Origin of the sequence: Paenibacillus nuruki, assembly GCF_001721045.1 — a bacterium.
Taxonomy (GTDB): domain Bacteria; phylum Bacillota; class Bacilli; order Paenibacillales; family Paenibacillaceae; genus Saccharibacillus; species Saccharibacillus nuruki.
In genome coordinates this window covers 82,595-100,332 of record NZ_MDER01000024.1, presented here as the reverse complement: position 1 = coordinate 100,332, position 17,738 = coordinate 82,595, and the positions used below count along the sequence as shown (strand labels likewise).

The window sequence follows — 17,738 nt, the reverse complement described above, 5'->3', positions numbered from 1 at the left end:
TATCGTCTAAAATATTGACAAAATGTCGATACATCCATATGATTTATAAAGACGTTTTAACTATATAGATAAGTGAGGTTGGTCATTTGTTAAAGAAGATATGGAAACAATGGAAATGGATTGTTAGCATTTGTCTTATCATAAGTGTCAGTACAGTTGGATATTATACATATTCGATTTACCAATTTGCTCATACAATTTCAATCGCAGATGATACGTACCGTTCTCCTTCTATGGATCAAGATCAGGCTGCACCTGTATCTATTCCGAAATGGGATGGCAAAGAGCCTGTCCACATTTTATTAATGGGTACAGATACTCGGGATGCTGATAGTAATGGACGTTCCGATTCTATGATGGTGGCTACGATCGATCCGATCACCAAAAAAGCCTATTTGATGTCTATTTTACGAGATACGTATGTGGATATTCCGGGTCATGGAAGCAGTCGGTTGAATGCGGCTTATTCGTACGGGGGTGTCGAGCTGGCTAAAGAAACAGTCAGTGGTCTGCTCGGAATTCCGATTGATTACTATGTCACGATTGATTTTGAAGGATTTAAGACATTGGTGGATACGATCGGTGGTGTCGAGATCGATGTGGAAAAAGATATGGATTATACCGATGGTGGCGATCAGCACCGCTATGATATTCATTTAACCAAAGGTTTACAACATTTAGATGGAACTCATGCTCTTCAGTATGTCCGTTTCCGTCATGATGCAACATCCGACTTCACTCGTACAGAGCGACAACGTAAGTTTTTGACTGCTCTTGCAGCAGAACTACAAAGCTCTACGTCTATCGTCAAATTACCAAGTATTTTGAGTTCGATTGCGCCTTATCTGCATACCAATCTGTCTCTCAACGATATGATCAAATTATCTTCACTTGGCTTAGATATTAATCTGGATAAAACCGAAAAATTACAGATTCCACCGAATCATCTACTGCAAGAAATCAAAGTCAAAGGAGCTTCGGTGATCGGTGTTGATCCACAAAAGTTACACGAGTATGTGCAAAAGCAACTCTCTTCTAGCAACGATGATTCCAGTTCAGATACAACCGATAATAAGTAAACACAACAATTAGCGTCTGTGCCAGTGACTTGGTATGGACGCTTTTGATTTGTATTTCGCCTCTCTCATTTATATAAAAATTAATCCTCTAACAAAGACAAAATGCCTGTAATTGAATGTTCGATAAACGAACGTTCAGGTCGTGACTTCAACATCACTGTAAGCCCTATTAACGATACGATTAGCGTCTGTGCCAGTGACTTGGTATGGATGCTTTTTGGTAATTGCCCTGCTTGCACTCCCTGCTCCAAACGCTCTTGAAAAATGACCGTCAAATACATCTGATGTTCTCGCGTCAAAATTTCAATCTTTTCATCATGAGTTGCTAGTTCAACCATCGTATTGATACAAAAACATCCTCTACTTGGTTTCCCTTCATATCCTTCTCTAGCAATCTGTTCAAAAAAAGCACGAAATGCTTCTTGTACTGATACATGATCCTGTAATTGCTGACGAACTGATACTGCATGCCATTGATTATATTTGCGCAAAGAAGCTTCAAATAATTCTTGCTTATCGCCAAACGTAGCATACAGACTAGGACGCTGAATCCCCATTCCTGTGGTGAGATCTGTCAAAGAAGTCGCTTCGAATCCATTTTCCCAAAATAATTGCATCGCTGCATCTAAAGCTTGCTCTTCATTAAATTCACGTTTCCGTACCATGATTACATGCCCAACCTTTCTGTACCAATCAGTATATTATCATTCTATAGATGATCGATTTGATTGTCAAAGTGAATTTATTTCTATTGACAATTGATTTGTAAAGGGGTTATATTGCTTGCGAATCATTTTGTACCAACCGGTATAATTAAAATATATTATAAAAGGATGATCTATCGATGAAGAAAACATTAGTACATACTTCATTTTCTCGTTCTATGGCTTTCTTATTTGCAGTTGCTTGTGGGTTGGCTGTTGCTAATATTTATTATGCGCAACCCTTGTTAGATGCGTTAGCTTCAGAATTTGGTATTACTCATTCATTGATCGGTGTTGTAATTACAGTTACTCAAATCTGTTATGCACTAGGATTGTTTTTACTTGTTCCTTTGGGGGATCTGATTCAGCGCAGACGTCTGATTATTATTCAAATGGGGTTATCTGTGATTGCGCTTGTCATCGTAGGATTTGCGCCAACGATCTATATTCTTTTTGCAGGCTTAGCTATTGTTGGATTGCTTGCTGTGGTCACACAGACACTGGTTGCTTATGCTTCTTCACTTGCTAAGCCTACAGAACGTGGACAGATTGTAGGTATCGTGACTAGCGGGGTAGTGATTGGAATTTTATTTGCACGTTCACTTGCAGGTTTTCTAACCGATTTGGCGGGTTGGAGATCTGTTTATCTGGTATCTGCTTGTTTAATGACTTTGATTACATGTGTCTTGTTCAAAATATTGCCAAGTGATCAGCAAGTTAAATCATCACTCTCTTACACTCAACTTCTTCGTTCTATGCTAGATTTGTATATTCAACAACCGATATTACGTATTCGAGGCATACTAGCAATGTTGATCTTTATCGTTTTTAGTATATTGTGGACTTCGATGGTATTGCCCTTAAGTGAACCTCCATTCTCGCTCAGTCATACAGCGATCGGAGCATTTGGATTAGCAGGAATTGCAGGTACACTTGGAGCTATTCGAGCAGGCAAATTATCCGATCAAGGCAAAGCTCAATGGACTACAGGCATCGCCCTTGTATTGCTACTACTCTCCTGGGTGCCATTATCGTATATAGGATCATCACTATACTGGTTGATTGTCGGGATTGTGTTACTCGATCTCGCTGTACAAGCTGTCCATGTGACAAACCAGAGTATGATTTTCACTATTTTGCCTGAAGCACGTGGTCGATTAACAGCAAGTTATATGATCTTCTATTCAATCGGTAGTGCCATTGGTTCTATGTCTTCCACGATGATGTACAGTTATGCAGGTTGGAGTGGAGTATGTTATCTGGGTGCTGGTGTAAGTCTGCTTGCTTTGGTATTCTGGTTGATTACGCTCAAAAACCCAGCTCATTCACAGTCGCCAAGTTGACCTGTGATGAGCTAGGTTTTTGTTTTGATTGATCATGTATCGTATCGAAGATCTGATACAGAGGATACACAACTTATTACAAGATCTGAGGTGATGACTGACTGTTCATCTTCTGAAATATTTCGTCCAATTCTGCTCGTGAAGCGAGGCGTGATTTCTCAGAACTGCCATAGCCTACTTCGACTTCGCCTGCTTCAATTCGTTGCATGATGCTATCTGCAAATTCATCTACTGGTACGCCCCAGTCATGTAGCCCTACGCCACCTAGATCGGTATTGACACCTGGCGGGATAATCTCTACGACATTGATCGGCGAGCCTACTAATTGTTGACGCAACGATAATGTAAATGAATGTAGCCCTGCTTTGGTCGCGCAGTAGATCGGTGCAGATGCTTTGGGTGAGAAAGAAAGCCCTGAAGTGACATTGATAATAGCCGCATGACTTTGTTGACGAAGATGAGGTAGAAATAAAGTCGTCAAATGAATCGGCGCATCTAGATTAATGGCTAATTCTTGACGATGAGCCGCCCAGCTAATTTGGTTATCATGAACCGAGAAATTGCGCTGTATACCTGCATTATTCATAATCATATTTAGCTTGGGAAATTCAGTCAACACACGATCTGCTAATCCCACACGATGAGCTTCTTCAGCTACATCTGTAACGATCGTATGTAATGCTGGATATTGTTTCTGCACATCATCCAACCAATCTTGACGTCTTCCACAGATAATAACCGTATTGCCCAGCGCCATAAATCGTTTTGCAAAAGCCAAACCAATTCCTGATGCTCCACCTGTAATTAATATTGTATTTCCTGACATTTTCATCGTATAACCCTCCATCTATTGTAAAAATAGGACTTCTATTCATATACCCATTTTTACACAAACGATAGCTTAAATAGGGTAAACCGATTTAAAGATAATTTATTATTAGAGTAAATACATACTCTATGAAACATGTATAGTTTACAATTTATTTTGAGAGTTATATGTTAAACTCCATTCATAAGGAGCTGTAAATCATGGAACAGCAACGTTCATCTCAACGCAACAAGTGGAAAATAACGTTAATGATTGTATTGTTTATTTTAATTGTATGGGTACTTATGGGAATATATCAGTTTGCTGTTGCAAAATCATATAAAAAGCTGATCACAGTCTATAGTGATCAGCTTTTTATATGAGATATATAATTATGGCTATCACCCGATCAACAATGTATATACAATCCCGGGACCATGCACGCCGATTGTTAATTCATTTTCAATATCAGAAGAACGACTAGGCCCTGAGATAAAATGAATACCAGCAGGTAGATTCTCTCTGCCTTTACTATCCCATGGAATCAGTAGTTCGCCTAAGCGTGTCTGCAAGCGCTCGATCGGGAGTAACACAATACAGACGGTCGGTAATAGACTCACCGATCTACCTTGTGATGCAGAAGACGTTACCATAACTGTACCTGTATATGCAGCGGCTCCATCAGCCAAGACAATTCCGATATCCGCTTCGGCGGCTCTTGCTTTCCATGCTTCTTCTGTATGGCTATTCCACGCTGATATTTGTACATGAGGTAGGCGCGCTTCCAAAGTTAATGCTTCTGTCTCCGGTAATTGTTGGCGGACGATATACTGTGCATTCAACAGACGGCTTTGTTCAGCAATAAATGCACCTGCTTCTTCCAACGTCTGCATCCGTAATACATTACCACCCACTTCGGTAAAATGCTTTGTGAATTTTTCGATCTTTTCAGCTTCATTCCAATTGAAATCTTGCCAGATCTCTGGTGCCCCGCGAAAAGGATGTTTCGGTGCTTCTTGGATTCGTGGGCGTTGTAGACGATCTGCAATATGGTTCATAAATGTCTGCTGTTTGGCTTTGGACTTCTGCTCTAATTCATCAAGCCAATCTGCTTGCGATGAATCATGTTGTTCATGATCTGGCGTAAGATGAGAACTTTCAGGATTGGGTACCACGGGTGGCTTAGCAGAAAAAGGTTGATTGGTGTTACTCATGTGATTCCCCTCCTGTTCTGCTTGTGGACTTGTTATGTTGGCGATCTGCAAGTACTTGTTCCATTCGCTGACGTACCGCAGGGTCTATCGTTTTCGGTTGAGCCGCAGTCTCCGCAGATAGTTCTTTCCATTGATCACGGAAAGAATGATTCGCTAACGTTGGAGCTACACGGTACGTGTTCCATCCTTTAAGTGGCCCTAGTTTGAGATGAATACCACTATTATGCACAAATGGTTTTTGTGCAATTTTCCCCAAACGCATAGCTAGTGCAAATCGCTTCGAATTAGCCATTAATGTGGCAAACCCTCTCATACCGAGTGCTTCAAGTTTATCGCCATGACCTCGCTCGACTTTGCGCCTGCGTAGAGAAACAAGCATATCGTGGAGCGGAATTTTGACCGGACAAGCTTCATAACAGGCTCCACATAGACTGGATGCACTGGCGATATCATCCCATTCGGCTACATTTTTATTCAGCGCAGGTGTTAACACAGCCCCGATCGGTCCACTATATGTTCCGCCATACGAATGACCACCAATCTGACGGTAGACCGGACAGACATTCAGGCATGCCCCACAACGGATACAATTGAGCAATTCTTGAAATTCAGGATCACCCAACTGTTGTGAGCGACCGTTATCCACAATAATAATATGCATTTCTTCTGGGCCATCAGCATCTACAGTACGCTTGGGTCCAGTGATGCCAGACATGTACATGGTTAAGCGTTGTCCGGTCGCCGAACGTGGCAGTAGGGTCGCCATCACTTCAAGGTCAGCCCATGAAGGTACGATACGTTCCATCCCCATCAATGTGATCTGCGTCTTAGGAACTGTAGTTACCATACGGGCATTACCTTCATTTTCAAATAACACCATCGAACCGGTCTCTGCGATCGCAAAGTTACATCCGGTCATCCCGATATCGGCTTCCAGAAATTTTTGCCGTAATTTGCGCCGTACATAACCTGCCAGAATCGTCGTATCCGGTTCTAACGTTTCCCCTGCATCTTCGGATAAAAGCTCAGCAATCTGGTAACGATTTTTGTGTATAGCTGGAATTACAATATGAGAAGGGCCTTCGCCGGCTAATTGGATAATATACTCACCCAGATCGCTCTCAATCGCTTCAATGCCAGATAATTCAAGCGCTTGATTAATATGCACTTCTTCTGACACCATAGATTTGGATTTGATAACAGACTGTGCTTCTTTCTGTCTAGCGATCGTCATGACGATATCTGTCGCTTCTACTGCATTATCCGCAAAATGAACATGGACTCCATTACTACGAGCATTTTCTACAAATAGATTGAGATAATAATCGAGATGAGCAATTGTATGCAAACGAATCTGACGACCCCGTTCACGCCATTCTTCCCAGTTCCCATGTTCGGTAGAAGCTACTTTTTTACCACTTCGTAGACGATCAGTTGTAAAACGCACTGCATTTCGCAGAAAATCATCATTTAGCGCAATATCTGCACGTTCTTTGACCGTACCACGGGTAGAAGATGCTGGATTCATCGTACACTCACCCCTTCATATAGAAGTTCAGCTAGATGCATAACCCGTACTTGTTCACCACGATGTCTAAGATTGCCTGCAATATTCATCAGACATGCCATATCCAGACCGACCAATACCTCAGCTTCTGTCTCCTTGATATGATCGACTTTTTCAGTGACCATCGCTCCTGATATATCTGCCATCTTCACAGCGAATGTACCGCCAAAGCCACAGCAATCTTCAGCAAAAGGTAGCGGTACCAGTTCTAATCCTTGTACATGATTTAACAAGGCGATCGGTTCATCTTTGATTCCAAGCAGACGACTACCATGACAGGATGGGTGATATGTGACTTTATAAGGAAATGCTGCTCCGATATCGGTAATTCCCAATACTTTGACCAGAAATTGCGTAAATTCATACGTCTTACTTTCCAATTCGTGAGCTAGCGCTAAATATTCCGGTTCATCTTTAAATAATTCAGGATAATGATGAATCATATAGGTGCAAGAACCGGACGGAGATACAACAAAGTCGCTAGATTGAAACGCTTTCAAAATCGTCCGTGCGGCTGTTCTTGTCTCATCCCAATACCCACTATTGTAAGAAGGCTGACCGCAACAGGTCTGCACGGGTGGGAAATCAAGCTGTATACCATGTGCAGCTAATAGACGTACCATCGCTTCACCGACTTTGGGATAGATAGCATCACTCAGACAAGTAATAAATAACGATACTTTCACTCTGCACACCTCTTTCCTCTATACATAAGATGACAGCCATATCTTCTACGACTGCCATCTTTTATTTGCATATTCATAAGCGTATATCATTGTGTCATTAGCTTCTTGTTACATCATCGTTATTGACAAGGATACATTTAGACAACCGTCACTTGAATCGATTGTTCTTGATATTGCGCTATACTTTCAGGAGATAGACGGCGATCGGTAATAAGTTCATGAACTTCACTCAAGTCCATCACATGGGTAAACGCTTGAACACCGAATTTACTTGCATCCGCTAGCAAAATCACTTTATCCGCCATACCGACCATTTTTTGCTTCACTCGTCCTTGCATCTCGTTCGATTCACTAACGCCTCGTTCGGCATGGATTCCTTTGCACGACAGAAATACTTTATCTACATAATACGTATCTAGTGAACGCTCGGCTAAGGGCCCGACAAAGGATAGCGAGCGTGATAATAACAATCCACCTGTAGAAATCACATCAATCTTTTCTTTATTGCTAAGTTGTGTTGCTACACGAATCGAATTGGTTAGTACAGTCAATGGAATATCAGGTAAACTTTCCGCCATATACCATGCGGTTGTACTTGCATCCAGTATAATTCGATCTTGCGGCTCAATCAGCTTAATCGCTTCGCGAGCAATCCGCCGTTTCTCTTCTGCATACGTAATTTCACGTTCGGAAAAAGGAGTCTCAGGTTGCTCGTCTTTGACACTGACTGCACCACCATGAGAGCGACGCAGTAATCCTTGACGTTCTAAGCGATCCAGATCACGCCGGATCGTCTCTTCGGTCACCTGACACTGTTCACTCAGTTCCGTTACACGCATACTTCCTTTTTCATTCACCAGTCTTACAATCATGTCGTATCGTTCTGCCACCAACATATCCGCCACACTCCGTATCGTTATTGGGTAGACACTGTGATCAATCGCAGAAATTGCCCGTAAGCTTCTTCCCAAGCTTGTACCTGCTCCGGTTCATAGATTTCGATAGGAAAAGAATCCCGGATTACGGTTCTTGCTTCCTGCATGTCTTTGAATGTCCCCTGTGCTATCCATTGTACCGCTAAATTGCCAATTGCGCTTCCCTCAGCAGGGCCAGCCCACACCGGACGACCGATCGCATTTGCTGACCACTGACACAGCAGTTTATTTTGAATACCGCCACCTACCATATGCAATCCTTCAAATGTTTGGTCAGATAACTGTTCGTTCAGTTCTAGCACATAACGATATTTCAGAGCCAGACTTTCAAAAATACAACGCGTAAGCGCTCCATACGTATCAGGTGGCTGTTGTCCAGTCTGCCGGCAATATTGACGAATCCGAGAACACATATCTCCTGCATGAAGAAACAATACATCATCTGGATCAATCAGAGCCGCAAAAGCAGGAGCTTGCTGTGCATGATGAATCCATTGTTCAAATGAATAGTGATGCCCTTCCCGCTCAGCTTCACGCTTCAATTCTTGAAAAATCCACAGTCCCATAATATTTTTCAACAAACGATACGTGCCATAAGCTCCGCCTTCGTTGGTAAAGTTCCATTTCATCGCTTGCTCATGAATAATCGGTTGCTTCACTTCTGTTCCCATCAGCGACCATGTTCCACAGCTTAAATAGGCAAAAGAACCTGATAAAGCGGGTACAGCTACCACAGCAGAAGCGGTATCATGTTCTGCTACAGCTGTGACTGGAATCGCTGGAATCCCTAGATCAACCATTAATGAAGAACGTATACGCCCTGCTGATGATCCAGGTTGAACCGGTTTGTGGAACCATGAAGCTGGAATACCGATACTGGATAATAACTTGCGATCCCAATCTCCTTGTCTCACATTAAAGAGCTGTGTGGTCGTCGCATTCGTAAATTCATTAATCATTTCACCCGTCATAAAATAACGCAATAGATCTGGAATCATCAAAAAGCGCTCGGCTTCGCTCAGTAACGGTGAATCACTTTGGCGTAATGCAGCTAATTGATAAATCGTATTAAACGAAAGAAACTGAATGCCTGTCGCTTCAAAAATAGCACGTTTCGATAAGTGATCTTGTACTTTCTCCATCACTCCATGGGTATGCCAATCGCGATAATGGTATGGATTCCCCAGCAGTTCTCCATGTCGTCCAATCAATCCATAATCGACTGCCCATGAATCAATACCGATACTCTCTGGCAACATATGCTCTTGCTTGGCAATGATCAGTCCTTGCTGAATTTCATGATAAAGGCGCAAAATATCCCAATGTAAACGGTCGCCTACTTTGACTGGCTGATTGGTAAAGCGATGAATCTCTTGAGTCACGATCCGGTTATCGGTCAGCCTACCTATAATCGCTCGTCCACTGCCTGCTCCTAGATCGTAAGCAAGGATACTCACCAGCTTGCACCACCTTTGCCTCTCGCTAGAATCGAAGAACCATAATTATCAGCTAGATATGCTTTCATCGGATCAATCGGTACACCTATTTCTTCACGAATCGAATGTAACAATGGAGTCACATCAAATTCAAAAGCTTTACGCACCGCATCTTCTGCTCCTAATACATCACCTTTGCGCTGTGCTTCGGCTACTTCTTGGTGGTCAATCAATAACGCTTTGGCATATTGCGTCTGCACATTCATCACTGAGCGAATCATCGCCGGAATTTTGGATTCGATATTGTGAGATTGATCGATCATATAGAGCATTTTATTCACGGTATCTACCAATAGTTGTTCCTGACTATCCAGTGCATCCAAAATCTGATAAAAGATTAAAAATAACTCATACGGATTCATGGTACCGACAACTAGATCATCATCTGCATACTTATAACTGTTAAAATGGAACCCGCCCAAACGACCTTCATCAATCAAATACGAGACAATATGCTCCACATTGGCCCCCGGTAAATGATGGCCCGTATCAACCAGTACTTGTGCTTGCTCGCCTAACTTGAGCGACAAATTATACGCCATCCCCCAATCCGCTATATCCGTATGGTAGAAAGCAGGTTCAAAACATTTATATTCAATTAACATACGCATATCTGGATCAAGGATTTTATACATTTCTTGCAATCCTTCAAGCATCCAGTGTTTACGCTGACGAATACTGCCTTGACCGGGATAATTGGTACCATCGGCGAACCAAAGGCTGAAATCTTTAGATTTGGTTTCTTTCGCGATATCTACACATTCTTTCAAGTGAGCAATCGCTTTATTCCGAATCGCTGAATCTGCATGAGTGACGCTACCCAGCATATAATCTTCATCTTGGAAAAGGTTGGGATTGATCGCTCCGATTGTCAGTCCTAAACTTTCTGCATGGCTACGTAATTGACTATAGTCATCTACTTGATCCCACGGAATATGGATAGCTACGGATTGGCAAGCCCCTGTTACTTTGTGTACTTGGGCGGCATCTTCTAATTTCTCAAATGGGGTACGTGGCACCCCGACTTTTTGAAATACTTTAAAGCGAGTTCCTGAATCGCCATATCCCCATGATGGAGTTTCGATTTGTAGCGCTCTCAATCTTGAACGGACAGTGTTCAGGTCGATTCCTCGGGACTGTTGTTGTTCTTCAAATAAGGCATAGGCATTCATTTTGTGGGCTCCTTTGGCAATTTTATGGATAGGTATCTTTGAGGGGGATCGCTATGGGAATATTATTGTTCTTGTCGTCGCTGTTGAAGTCATATCCCTTTGATTTCCGCTTTGCGGTAGGGATATGACTTCAAAGGCGATCGTTTCACTCTTTCAGAACAATAATATTCCCTTCGCTCAGAGGGGAGAGATACCTATGAAGTAAAGATTTTAAAGGTTGATTGGTGTGTAGCTAATGTTACTTTATTGGGAGATCATTTAGAGTTACTTAGGGTGCTTTGTTGAGATAGAGTTTTAATTTTATTTTTAGAAATGCTTATTAGGTATTGCGTATAGATTTGAATAGTTTGCCATTATTGTTGTGGGATATATAAAAGTATACATTCGTATAGTTTTATATATTTATTTCCATATTATACCTATTATTGAATGATAAGAATGAGTTTATTTATTGTTATGATTTTAAAAGTATGATTTTGCTTCTTATAATTAATCGGGTTGCATCTTAACTGCATAGCTTAACGGGTGAATGCGGCTGGGACACCGCCGTCGATGGTTAGCATACAGCCTGTTGTTTTTTCGGCTTTGGATGAAGCGAAAAAGGCGATGCCTTCAGCGATATCTTTTGGATAAATATTGACCAGTAATGTAGTGCGTTTGCGGTAGTGTTCTTCTAATTGATCGGGTTCAATCCCGTAAGCGGCGGCACGTTCGTTACGCCAGTTAGAATTCCAGATTGCTGATCCTTGTAAAATGGCATCAGGTAAGATGGTATTGACACGGATGCCGTGTTCGCCACCTTCTGCTGCGATACAACGGGCAAGATGAGCTTCTAGTGCTTTGGCAGAACTATAGGCGGTTACACTTTTGCCTGCATAGATTGAATTTTTGGAGCCGATAAATATCATACTGCCGCCTAGTGCTTGTTCTTTCATCGCTTTAAAAGCTTCACGAGCGACCAAGAAGTAGCCTGTACCCAGAACATTCATATTCAGATTCCACTCTTTGAGTGTGGTATCTTCAAATTTACTAGAAGTGGCAAGACCTGCGTTGTTAACAATAATATCGATTCCGCCGTAATAAATAGCTGTCTCCGCATACGCTTGAGCAACTTGTTCTTCACTGGTGACATCCATCAGGACAGCCAGTACACGATGAGGGCCGTATTGAGCATTAATCTCATCTGCTACTTTTTGTGCACCTTCCAAATTCAAGTCTGCTAGCACTACATGAGCACCTTCACTTACCAGTCGACGAGCCGTTTCGCTTCCAATTCCTCCTGCTCCACCTGTAATGAGAGCAATTTGGCGTGAAAATTCCGTTTCGGCAGGTGCAAGCGATAATTTATATAATTCTAACGGCCAGTACTCTACATTGTATGATTCTGATTCGCTCAGGGACACAAATTGTCCAAGTGAAGTCGCTCCACGCATCACAGCAATCGCACGATGATATAATGCTCCACTGACCAAAGACATCGCATGGCTTTTGCCTGTATTGATCATACCGATTCCCGGAATTAAGATGACTCGTGGTGCGGCTTCGAACATCACATCGCCTTCATGGGCATTTTGTTCAAAGTAATCTTGATATTTCTGTTTATAATTGGTAATGCCTTGAATGACTGCTTGTTTGAGTCCTTCATGATCTTCAGCACTTGGTTGCCAGTCAATAAATAAGGGTGTCATTTTGGTATGTACAAGGTGATCTGGACAAGCAGCGCCTACTTGAGATAATCGACTTGCATCGTTCGCATTTACAAAAGAAAGTACATCTTCAGCATCGTCAAATGTTAAAATCATCCGCTTGCTGTCACTTACTGCTCCACGTACTGCTGGCATGATGTGAGCAACCAGTTCACGGCGTTGGTTAGCTTCTAGAGATTGAACTTTCTCGCCACCGAATAACAGTTGTTGTGAAGCTTTTTCTTCAATATAGGTTGCAGCTTTATTAATCATTTCGATCGTTTTGGCATAACATGCTTCCTGTGTAGCTCCCCATGTGACTAGACCATGTTTCTCCATCAAGACCAATTCAGCATTGGGATGATCCAGTACGCCTTGAGCGATCATTTTGGACAGTGTAAATCCCGGACGAATATAGGGAACCCAGACAAAGGTATCTCCGAAAATCTCTTGAGCTATTTCTTTGCCGTTATCTGCGCAACACAGACCGATAATCGAATCAGGATGAGTATGATCGACATGTTTGAAAGGTAAAAATGCGTGCAATAATGTCTCAATCGATGGACGAGGTGCTTTGGCATCAATCATACAATTTGCGAGATAAGCAACCATCTGATCATCAGGCATTTCTTCTTTTTCAAATAATGGACGAATATCATCAAGTCGTAATCCTGTAAAATGTTTGGCTTCCATCGACGCTAGATCAGAACCACTGCCTTTGACATACATCACTTCAATCTCACGACCTCGAAAATCAGTTGTGATTTCTTTGCTAGATGTATTACCTCCACCCCAGTTACATACACGGCGATCTGAACCAATAAGATTAGAACGATATACCAGTTGATCTACACCTTCTGTAATCTTTGCAACCTGTCCTGTGTTCCACTGATTCGGTATCATGATATTCCTCCATTAATGAATAAGTTTGGATAGATATTTGGATATGTTTGTTTTACTTTGATAGGAGTATATCATCTTTGAATACGTTTGAAAAGTTTATAAACAAAAATAAACGGGTTAAATTTTAAAAATGTTAACGCTTACTCAAAATTTTACGGAAAATAATAAAGTATTATAAAGATTACTATCTACTTAATTGACATATAAAAAGCCATTGTATTTGCTTCAGTCTATTTCTCTTAGAATAAACAGAGTCATATGCTGATAAAGCATTTTGTACAATGGCTTAATATGATGATATTGATTTTGGAAGTTCCTTTTTATACATGGATAGTACGCTTTCGCAGAATAACACTTTACTGACTATCTGCCATACCTGAATAGACTTGACCTGTAGCTTGAGATTCTGCTTGTGCTCTCGTCTTACCATCGGCTGCCCATAATAATCCACGACGCATCATTTCTTTGACAGGTGGCATATCTACGATATCGGCATGATGACCTAGCGAGTTGTAATACACTCTGCCTGTACCCCATCGCTTTGTCCAGGCGACAGGCATCTGTACTTGACCATTAAGACGATGTGGACCATCTACGATTGGAAAAGTCGTCGTCGCCAGCACTTCTATAGCTGGATCAATATGAAGATAATACTGTTCTGATTTCACTTGAAAATCAGCGATCCCTTCGACAAGCGGGCTGGAGCTTGGGTTGATATTGACGGTATACTCTACTCCATCATTTCCGGGATGTGCTACCCACTGTCCTCCTGTCATGAACTGCCAATCGACATTTTTACGAAAAGCATCACACATGCCTCCATGACAACCCGCTAGTCCTGTACCTTGTTGCACAGCCGCAGAGACATGATCTACTAATTGTTGTTCAATGTCATCCATCGTCCATACAGGTACGATCAGATCAAGCCCAAGTAATTTATCGGCATCTCTAAAAGCTTCTAGATCATTCGCTAGTTCTACCTCAAAAGAAGCTTCTTCCAGTATATCTGCAAATATGCGAGAGACTTGTTCAGGCTCATGCCCATCCCAGCCACCCCATACGATCAATGCTTTTCTCATCTTTAACACTCCTTAGAATTCTAATGGATGGTGCAAAAATTATGAAAATGATGCAAATTCAGGTTGCTTCCATTCGTAGTGAACACCGGTCAATGATTCAGACAGCGTCCATAATTGCTTAGAAAGATCGGCTTGATATAGCTTATCAATATGATCATCTGACTTGGGATATCCTTTGCGTCCACCTTTACCATCTGGCCCTATATATTCTCCGCCATGTACTGCTGGAGAAGTCGCCGCATATAAGGTAGGCAAAGCACCCATTAATGCAGGTTGTCCGAAAGAACGAGATAACAATCCAAATATGCCACTCACAGGCTTGCCTGAACCACGTGAAGCCAAGTTGGTATGTGTAAACCCTGGATGACAAGCCACACTGATCACATCCGCTTGATGCTGTGCTAGACGCAACTGTAATTCACGAGCAAATAGCATATTAGCAAGCTTACTTTGACTATAAAATTTAAATGCTCGATATCCTTTGCTACCATCCAGATTATCGAAATCGATCTTACCTGCATACGCCGCAATACTACTCAATGTTACGATTCGAGCCGAAGGCGTAGCAAGCAGATGAGGTAATAGTAAACCTGTCAATGCGAAGTGCCCTAAATGATTACTACCGAATTGTAACTCAAATCCATCTTGAGTGCGGCTATAAGGAGGCATCATCACACCTGCATTATTAATTAAAATCGATAATTGATGATGCTTCTGTCTGAACTCTTCAGCAAAATTACGAATACTGGCTAATTCACTCAGATCCAGACGCATTAATTGTAATTTGGCGGTAGGATGAACATTCTGAATATTTTGAAGGGCTTGTTGACCTTTTTCATAATTGCGTACAGCCATAATAATCTCTGCTCCGCGGCCAGCCAGTATACGAGTCGCTTCGTATCCTATACCACTATTGGCACCTGTAATAACGATCGTTTTGCCTTGCATATCAGGCACTTGTGATTCATCCCAGTGAGTCGTCATTGAATGTCCCTCCTTTTTATCGCTAATGGTCTTGCCCATTGCTGTAGTTCTACATATCAGCGATATTGATCCAACGACGTTCTTCAATCGAACGTTCGACTGCTTCTAATACTGCCTGACACTTCACTCCATCTTCAAAGTTAGGCGAAGCTTGCCGTTCTTCAGTGATCGCATTAACCAGCTCTAACATTTCATGAATAAACGTATGTTCAAATCCAATCGTATGTCCCGGTGGCCACCATGCATCCATATAATCATGAACATCATCTGTTGCTAATACCCGGCGGAATCCCTGTGTATCTGCTTCGTCTGATGTAAAGTAGACTTCTAATTCATTCATTCGTTCAAAATCAAACTTTACACTACCCAGACTGCCATTAATTTCAAATGAATTGGTCGAACGATGTCCTGCTGCAAATCGAGTGGCTTCAAAGCTGCCTAAAGCTCCATTTTCAAATCGACTCATAAATAATGTCGCATCATCGACCGTTACATCACCTTGTGGACCATTTTGATTTCCTTTAGCACTTAAGCCTGTCATTTCTGTAGCTATTGGACGCTTTTTGATAAATGTCTCACTCATTCCGATCACTTCTTCCATATCTCCTACAAGATAATGCGCAAGGTCTATTAAATGAGCCCCTAGATCACCATGGGAACCGGAACCGGCAATTTCTTTTTGCAGACGCCAGACTAATGGGAAATGAGGATCAAGCAACCAGTCTTGAAGAAACCATGCGCGAAAATGTCGAATTTCTCCCAACCGCCCGCTATCAATTAACTTTTTCGCTAATCGTACCGCAGGTGAAAAACGATAATTAAACCCAATCATATGCACAATTCCTGCTTGATTTGCGGCTTCTAACATTTCGCGTGAATCAGCAAGTGATAAGGCTAACGGTTTCTCACAAAAGAGATGTTTACCCGCTTGTACGGCTGCTAACGCAATTTCTTTGTGCATATTACTCGGTGCATTAATATCAATCAGATCAATATCAGGACGAGCGATCAAATCTTGCCAATCTGTTACATGTTCTGCCCAACCGAATTGCGCTGCGGCTTGTTCCACTTGCTTGGAATCACGACCACAGATAACAGACATGTGAGGCTTTGCTGCTTTTGGAAAAAACATCGGTAGACTGCGATATGCATTGCTATGCGCCTTCCCCATAAATTTATACCCAATCATGCCAATATGTATATCTTTCATCTGATCTCCTCCTTAGAAATATAACGCTTTCATAAAAAAGAATATCGATTTATCACTTGATTTTATTATGGCAGAATCAATAGTCGATCACAATCAAATCCAAAACAATGTTTGTCCAAAGCGAGAACGGGTATATATAGAAAGGAACACTATACTGATTTCAATACGAGGAGGAGTTAATCATGACAGAAGAAAACAAACAACCCGAAACTCATTCAGAAGATACACTGATGGAGAAAAAGAGAAAAGAGGATGGCTCCAATATCGAGACACAAGCCGATGAATGGACAGCCAAACCTTCTCCAAAAGCAGCTGGAGATGACGATAAATCTGATAAAGAGTAATCTTTTTCAGACATCCTTTTAATCTATACAGCATCATTTAGCAATTGTTGATATATTCTATTGTTACAACATACAGCCTGTAATCAAGCATTTAGATGCTCTGATAACAGGCTGTTTTTTTGTCGGTCATTATCGCTCGTCTTCTTTAAAGAAATCAAACTTAATAAATTTATCGAAAATAGTGTAAATAACAACTGCTCCTAATGGAATCATCGAATAATACCACATTGGATGATGCGCAACTTGACCTTCTGGTGCTCGAACTAAAAGTTCAAACATCACCAAGCAATACATCACGGCTATGAGCCTACCTGTTATATTTTTACCTTTTAACATAAGTAGTGTTCACCTCCAGTGCTTATAATGCGCTTTTTTTATTTATTCCTTTTTATCTCAAAAATGGATTTTATATTACCATCTTCATTTTACCATAGCTGTATGGGACAAATAAACCTTATCCCCTATCTTAAGCAATGAAAAAGAAGGTGAGACGTATGATACGCTTCACCTTCTTATGGGTTCTAACACT

At 41.5% G+C, this 17,738-nt stretch carries 17 protein-coding genes; 4 read left to right on the top strand and 13 right to left on the bottom strand.

All coding sequences use genetic code 11. The features are described 5' to 3' along the window. Nucleotides 1-98 precede the first annotated feature (98 nt). Nucleotides 99-1,079: an LCP family protein gene (locus PTI45_RS02340; RefSeq protein ID WP_069325940.1), complete on the top strand. Its 981-nt coding sequence runs from the start codon at nt 99-101 to the stop codon at nt 1,077-1,079. An 80-nt stretch (nt 1,080-1,159) separates the two neighbouring features. On the opposite strand, the gene PTI45_RS02335 is transcribed toward PTI45_RS02340, so the two are convergent. Then, nucleotides 1,160-1,744: a TetR/AcrR family transcriptional regulator gene (locus PTI45_RS02335; RefSeq protein ID WP_069325924.1), complete on the bottom strand. Its 585-nt coding sequence runs from the start codon at nt 1,742-1,744 to the stop codon at nt 1,160-1,162. Nucleotides 1,745-1,923: 179 nt separating this feature from the next. On the opposite strand from PTI45_RS02335, the gene PTI45_RS02330 reads away from it, so the two are divergent. After that, nucleotides 1,924-3,126, top strand: a complete 1,203-nt coding sequence (locus PTI45_RS02330) for an MFS transporter (protein ID WP_069325923.1) — start codon at nt 1,924-1,926, stop codon at nt 3,124-3,126. A gap of 76 nt (nt 3,127-3,202) precedes the next feature. On the opposite strand, the gene PTI45_RS02325 is transcribed toward PTI45_RS02330, so the two are convergent. Beyond that, nucleotides 3,203-3,958, bottom strand: coding sequence for an SDR family oxidoreductase (locus PTI45_RS02325; RefSeq protein ID WP_069325922.1), 756 nt, complete (start codon nt 3,956-3,958; stop codon nt 3,203-3,205). Between the two features lie 197 nt (nt 3,959-4,155). Between PTI45_RS02325 and PTI45_RS24020 the strand changes: the two genes are divergently transcribed. Continuing rightward, nucleotides 4,156-4,317 (top strand): hypothetical protein, encoded by a 162-nt coding sequence (locus tag PTI45_RS24020; RefSeq protein ID WP_175425105.1) that lies wholly within the window; start codon nt 4,156-4,158, stop codon nt 4,315-4,317. An 18-nt stretch (nt 4,318-4,335) separates the two neighbouring features. Here the strand turns inward: PTI45_RS24020 and PTI45_RS02320 are convergent, their stop codons facing one another. From PTI45_RS02320 to PTI45_RS02275, 10 genes are all read right to left on the bottom strand, one after another. Next, nucleotides 4,336-5,148, bottom strand: a complete 813-nt coding sequence (locus PTI45_RS02320; protein WP_083243297.1) for a LutC/YkgG family protein — start codon at nt 5,146-5,148, stop codon at nt 4,336-4,338. Beyond that, nucleotides 5,141-6,676: a LutB/LldF family L-lactate oxidation iron-sulfur protein gene (locus tag PTI45_RS02315; protein ID WP_069325921.1), complete on the bottom strand. Its 1,536-nt coding sequence runs from the start codon at nt 6,674-6,676 to the stop codon at nt 5,141-5,143. The genes PTI45_RS02320 and PTI45_RS02315 overlap by 8 nt, the downstream gene beginning before the upstream one ends. Next, nucleotides 6,673-7,401 carry a (Fe-S)-binding protein gene (locus PTI45_RS02310; RefSeq protein ID WP_069325920.1) on the bottom strand — a complete coding sequence of 243 codons (729 nt, stop codon included), beginning with the start codon at nt 7,399-7,401 and terminating at the stop codon, nt 6,673-6,675. Before PTI45_RS02310 ends, PTI45_RS02315 begins: the two co-directional genes overlap by 4 nt. Nucleotides 7,402-7,538: 137 nt before the next feature. After that, on the bottom strand, nt 7,539-8,297 hold the full coding sequence (locus PTI45_RS02305; protein WP_069325919.1) for a DeoR/GlpR family DNA-binding transcription regulator: 759 nt from the start codon (nt 8,295-8,297) through the stop codon (nt 7,539-7,541). Nucleotides 8,298-8,317: 20 nt separating this feature from the next. After that, complete coding sequence (gene rhaB / locus PTI45_RS02300; RefSeq protein WP_069325918.1) at nt 8,318-9,793, bottom strand: rhamnulokinase; 1,476 nt, start codon at nt 9,791-9,793, stop codon at nt 8,318-8,320. After that, nucleotides 9,790-11,004 carry an L-rhamnose isomerase gene (rhaI, locus tag PTI45_RS02295; RefSeq protein WP_069325917.1) on the bottom strand — a complete coding sequence of 405 codons (1,215 nt, stop codon included), beginning with the start codon at nt 11,002-11,004 and terminating at the stop codon, nt 9,790-9,792. The genes rhaB and rhaI overlap by 4 nt, the downstream gene beginning before the upstream one ends. Before the next feature lie 518 nt (nt 11,005-11,522). Continuing rightward, the gene (locus PTI45_RS02290; RefSeq protein WP_069325916.1) at nt 11,523-13,592 is read right to left on the bottom strand and encodes a bifunctional aldolase/short-chain dehydrogenase; all 2,070 of its coding nucleotides are present in this window, start codon (nt 13,590-13,592) and stop codon (nt 11,523-11,525) included. Nucleotides 13,593-13,948: 356 nt separating this feature from the next. Continuing rightward, nucleotides 13,949-14,671, bottom strand: a complete 723-nt coding sequence (locus PTI45_RS02285; RefSeq protein ID WP_069325915.1) for a ThuA domain-containing protein — start codon at nt 14,669-14,671, stop codon at nt 13,949-13,951. A 39-nt stretch (nt 14,672-14,710) separates the two neighbouring features. Next, nucleotides 14,711-15,655 carry an oxidoreductase gene (locus PTI45_RS02280; RefSeq protein WP_069325914.1) on the bottom strand — a complete coding sequence of 315 codons (945 nt, stop codon included), beginning with the start codon at nt 15,653-15,655 and terminating at the stop codon, nt 14,711-14,713. A gap of 49 nt (nt 15,656-15,704) precedes the next feature. Further along, entirely contained in the window at nt 15,705-16,865 is a 1,161-nt protein-coding gene (locus PTI45_RS02275; RefSeq protein ID WP_069325913.1) for a Gfo/Idh/MocA family protein, read from the bottom strand. 182 nt (nt 16,866-17,047) lie between these two features. Between PTI45_RS02275 and PTI45_RS24015 the strand changes: the two genes are divergently transcribed. After that, on the top strand, nt 17,048-17,209 hold the full coding sequence (locus PTI45_RS24015; protein ID WP_175425104.1) for a hypothetical protein: 162 nt from the start codon (nt 17,048-17,050) through the stop codon (nt 17,207-17,209). 129 nt (nt 17,210-17,338) lie between these two features. Here PTI45_RS24015 and PTI45_RS02270 read toward each other — a convergent pair whose 3' ends face one another. Continuing rightward, nucleotides 17,339-17,545, bottom strand: coding sequence for a hypothetical protein (locus PTI45_RS02270; protein ID WP_069325912.1), 207 nt, complete (start codon nt 17,543-17,545; stop codon nt 17,339-17,341). Nucleotides 17,546-17,738: the final 193 nt, after the last annotated feature.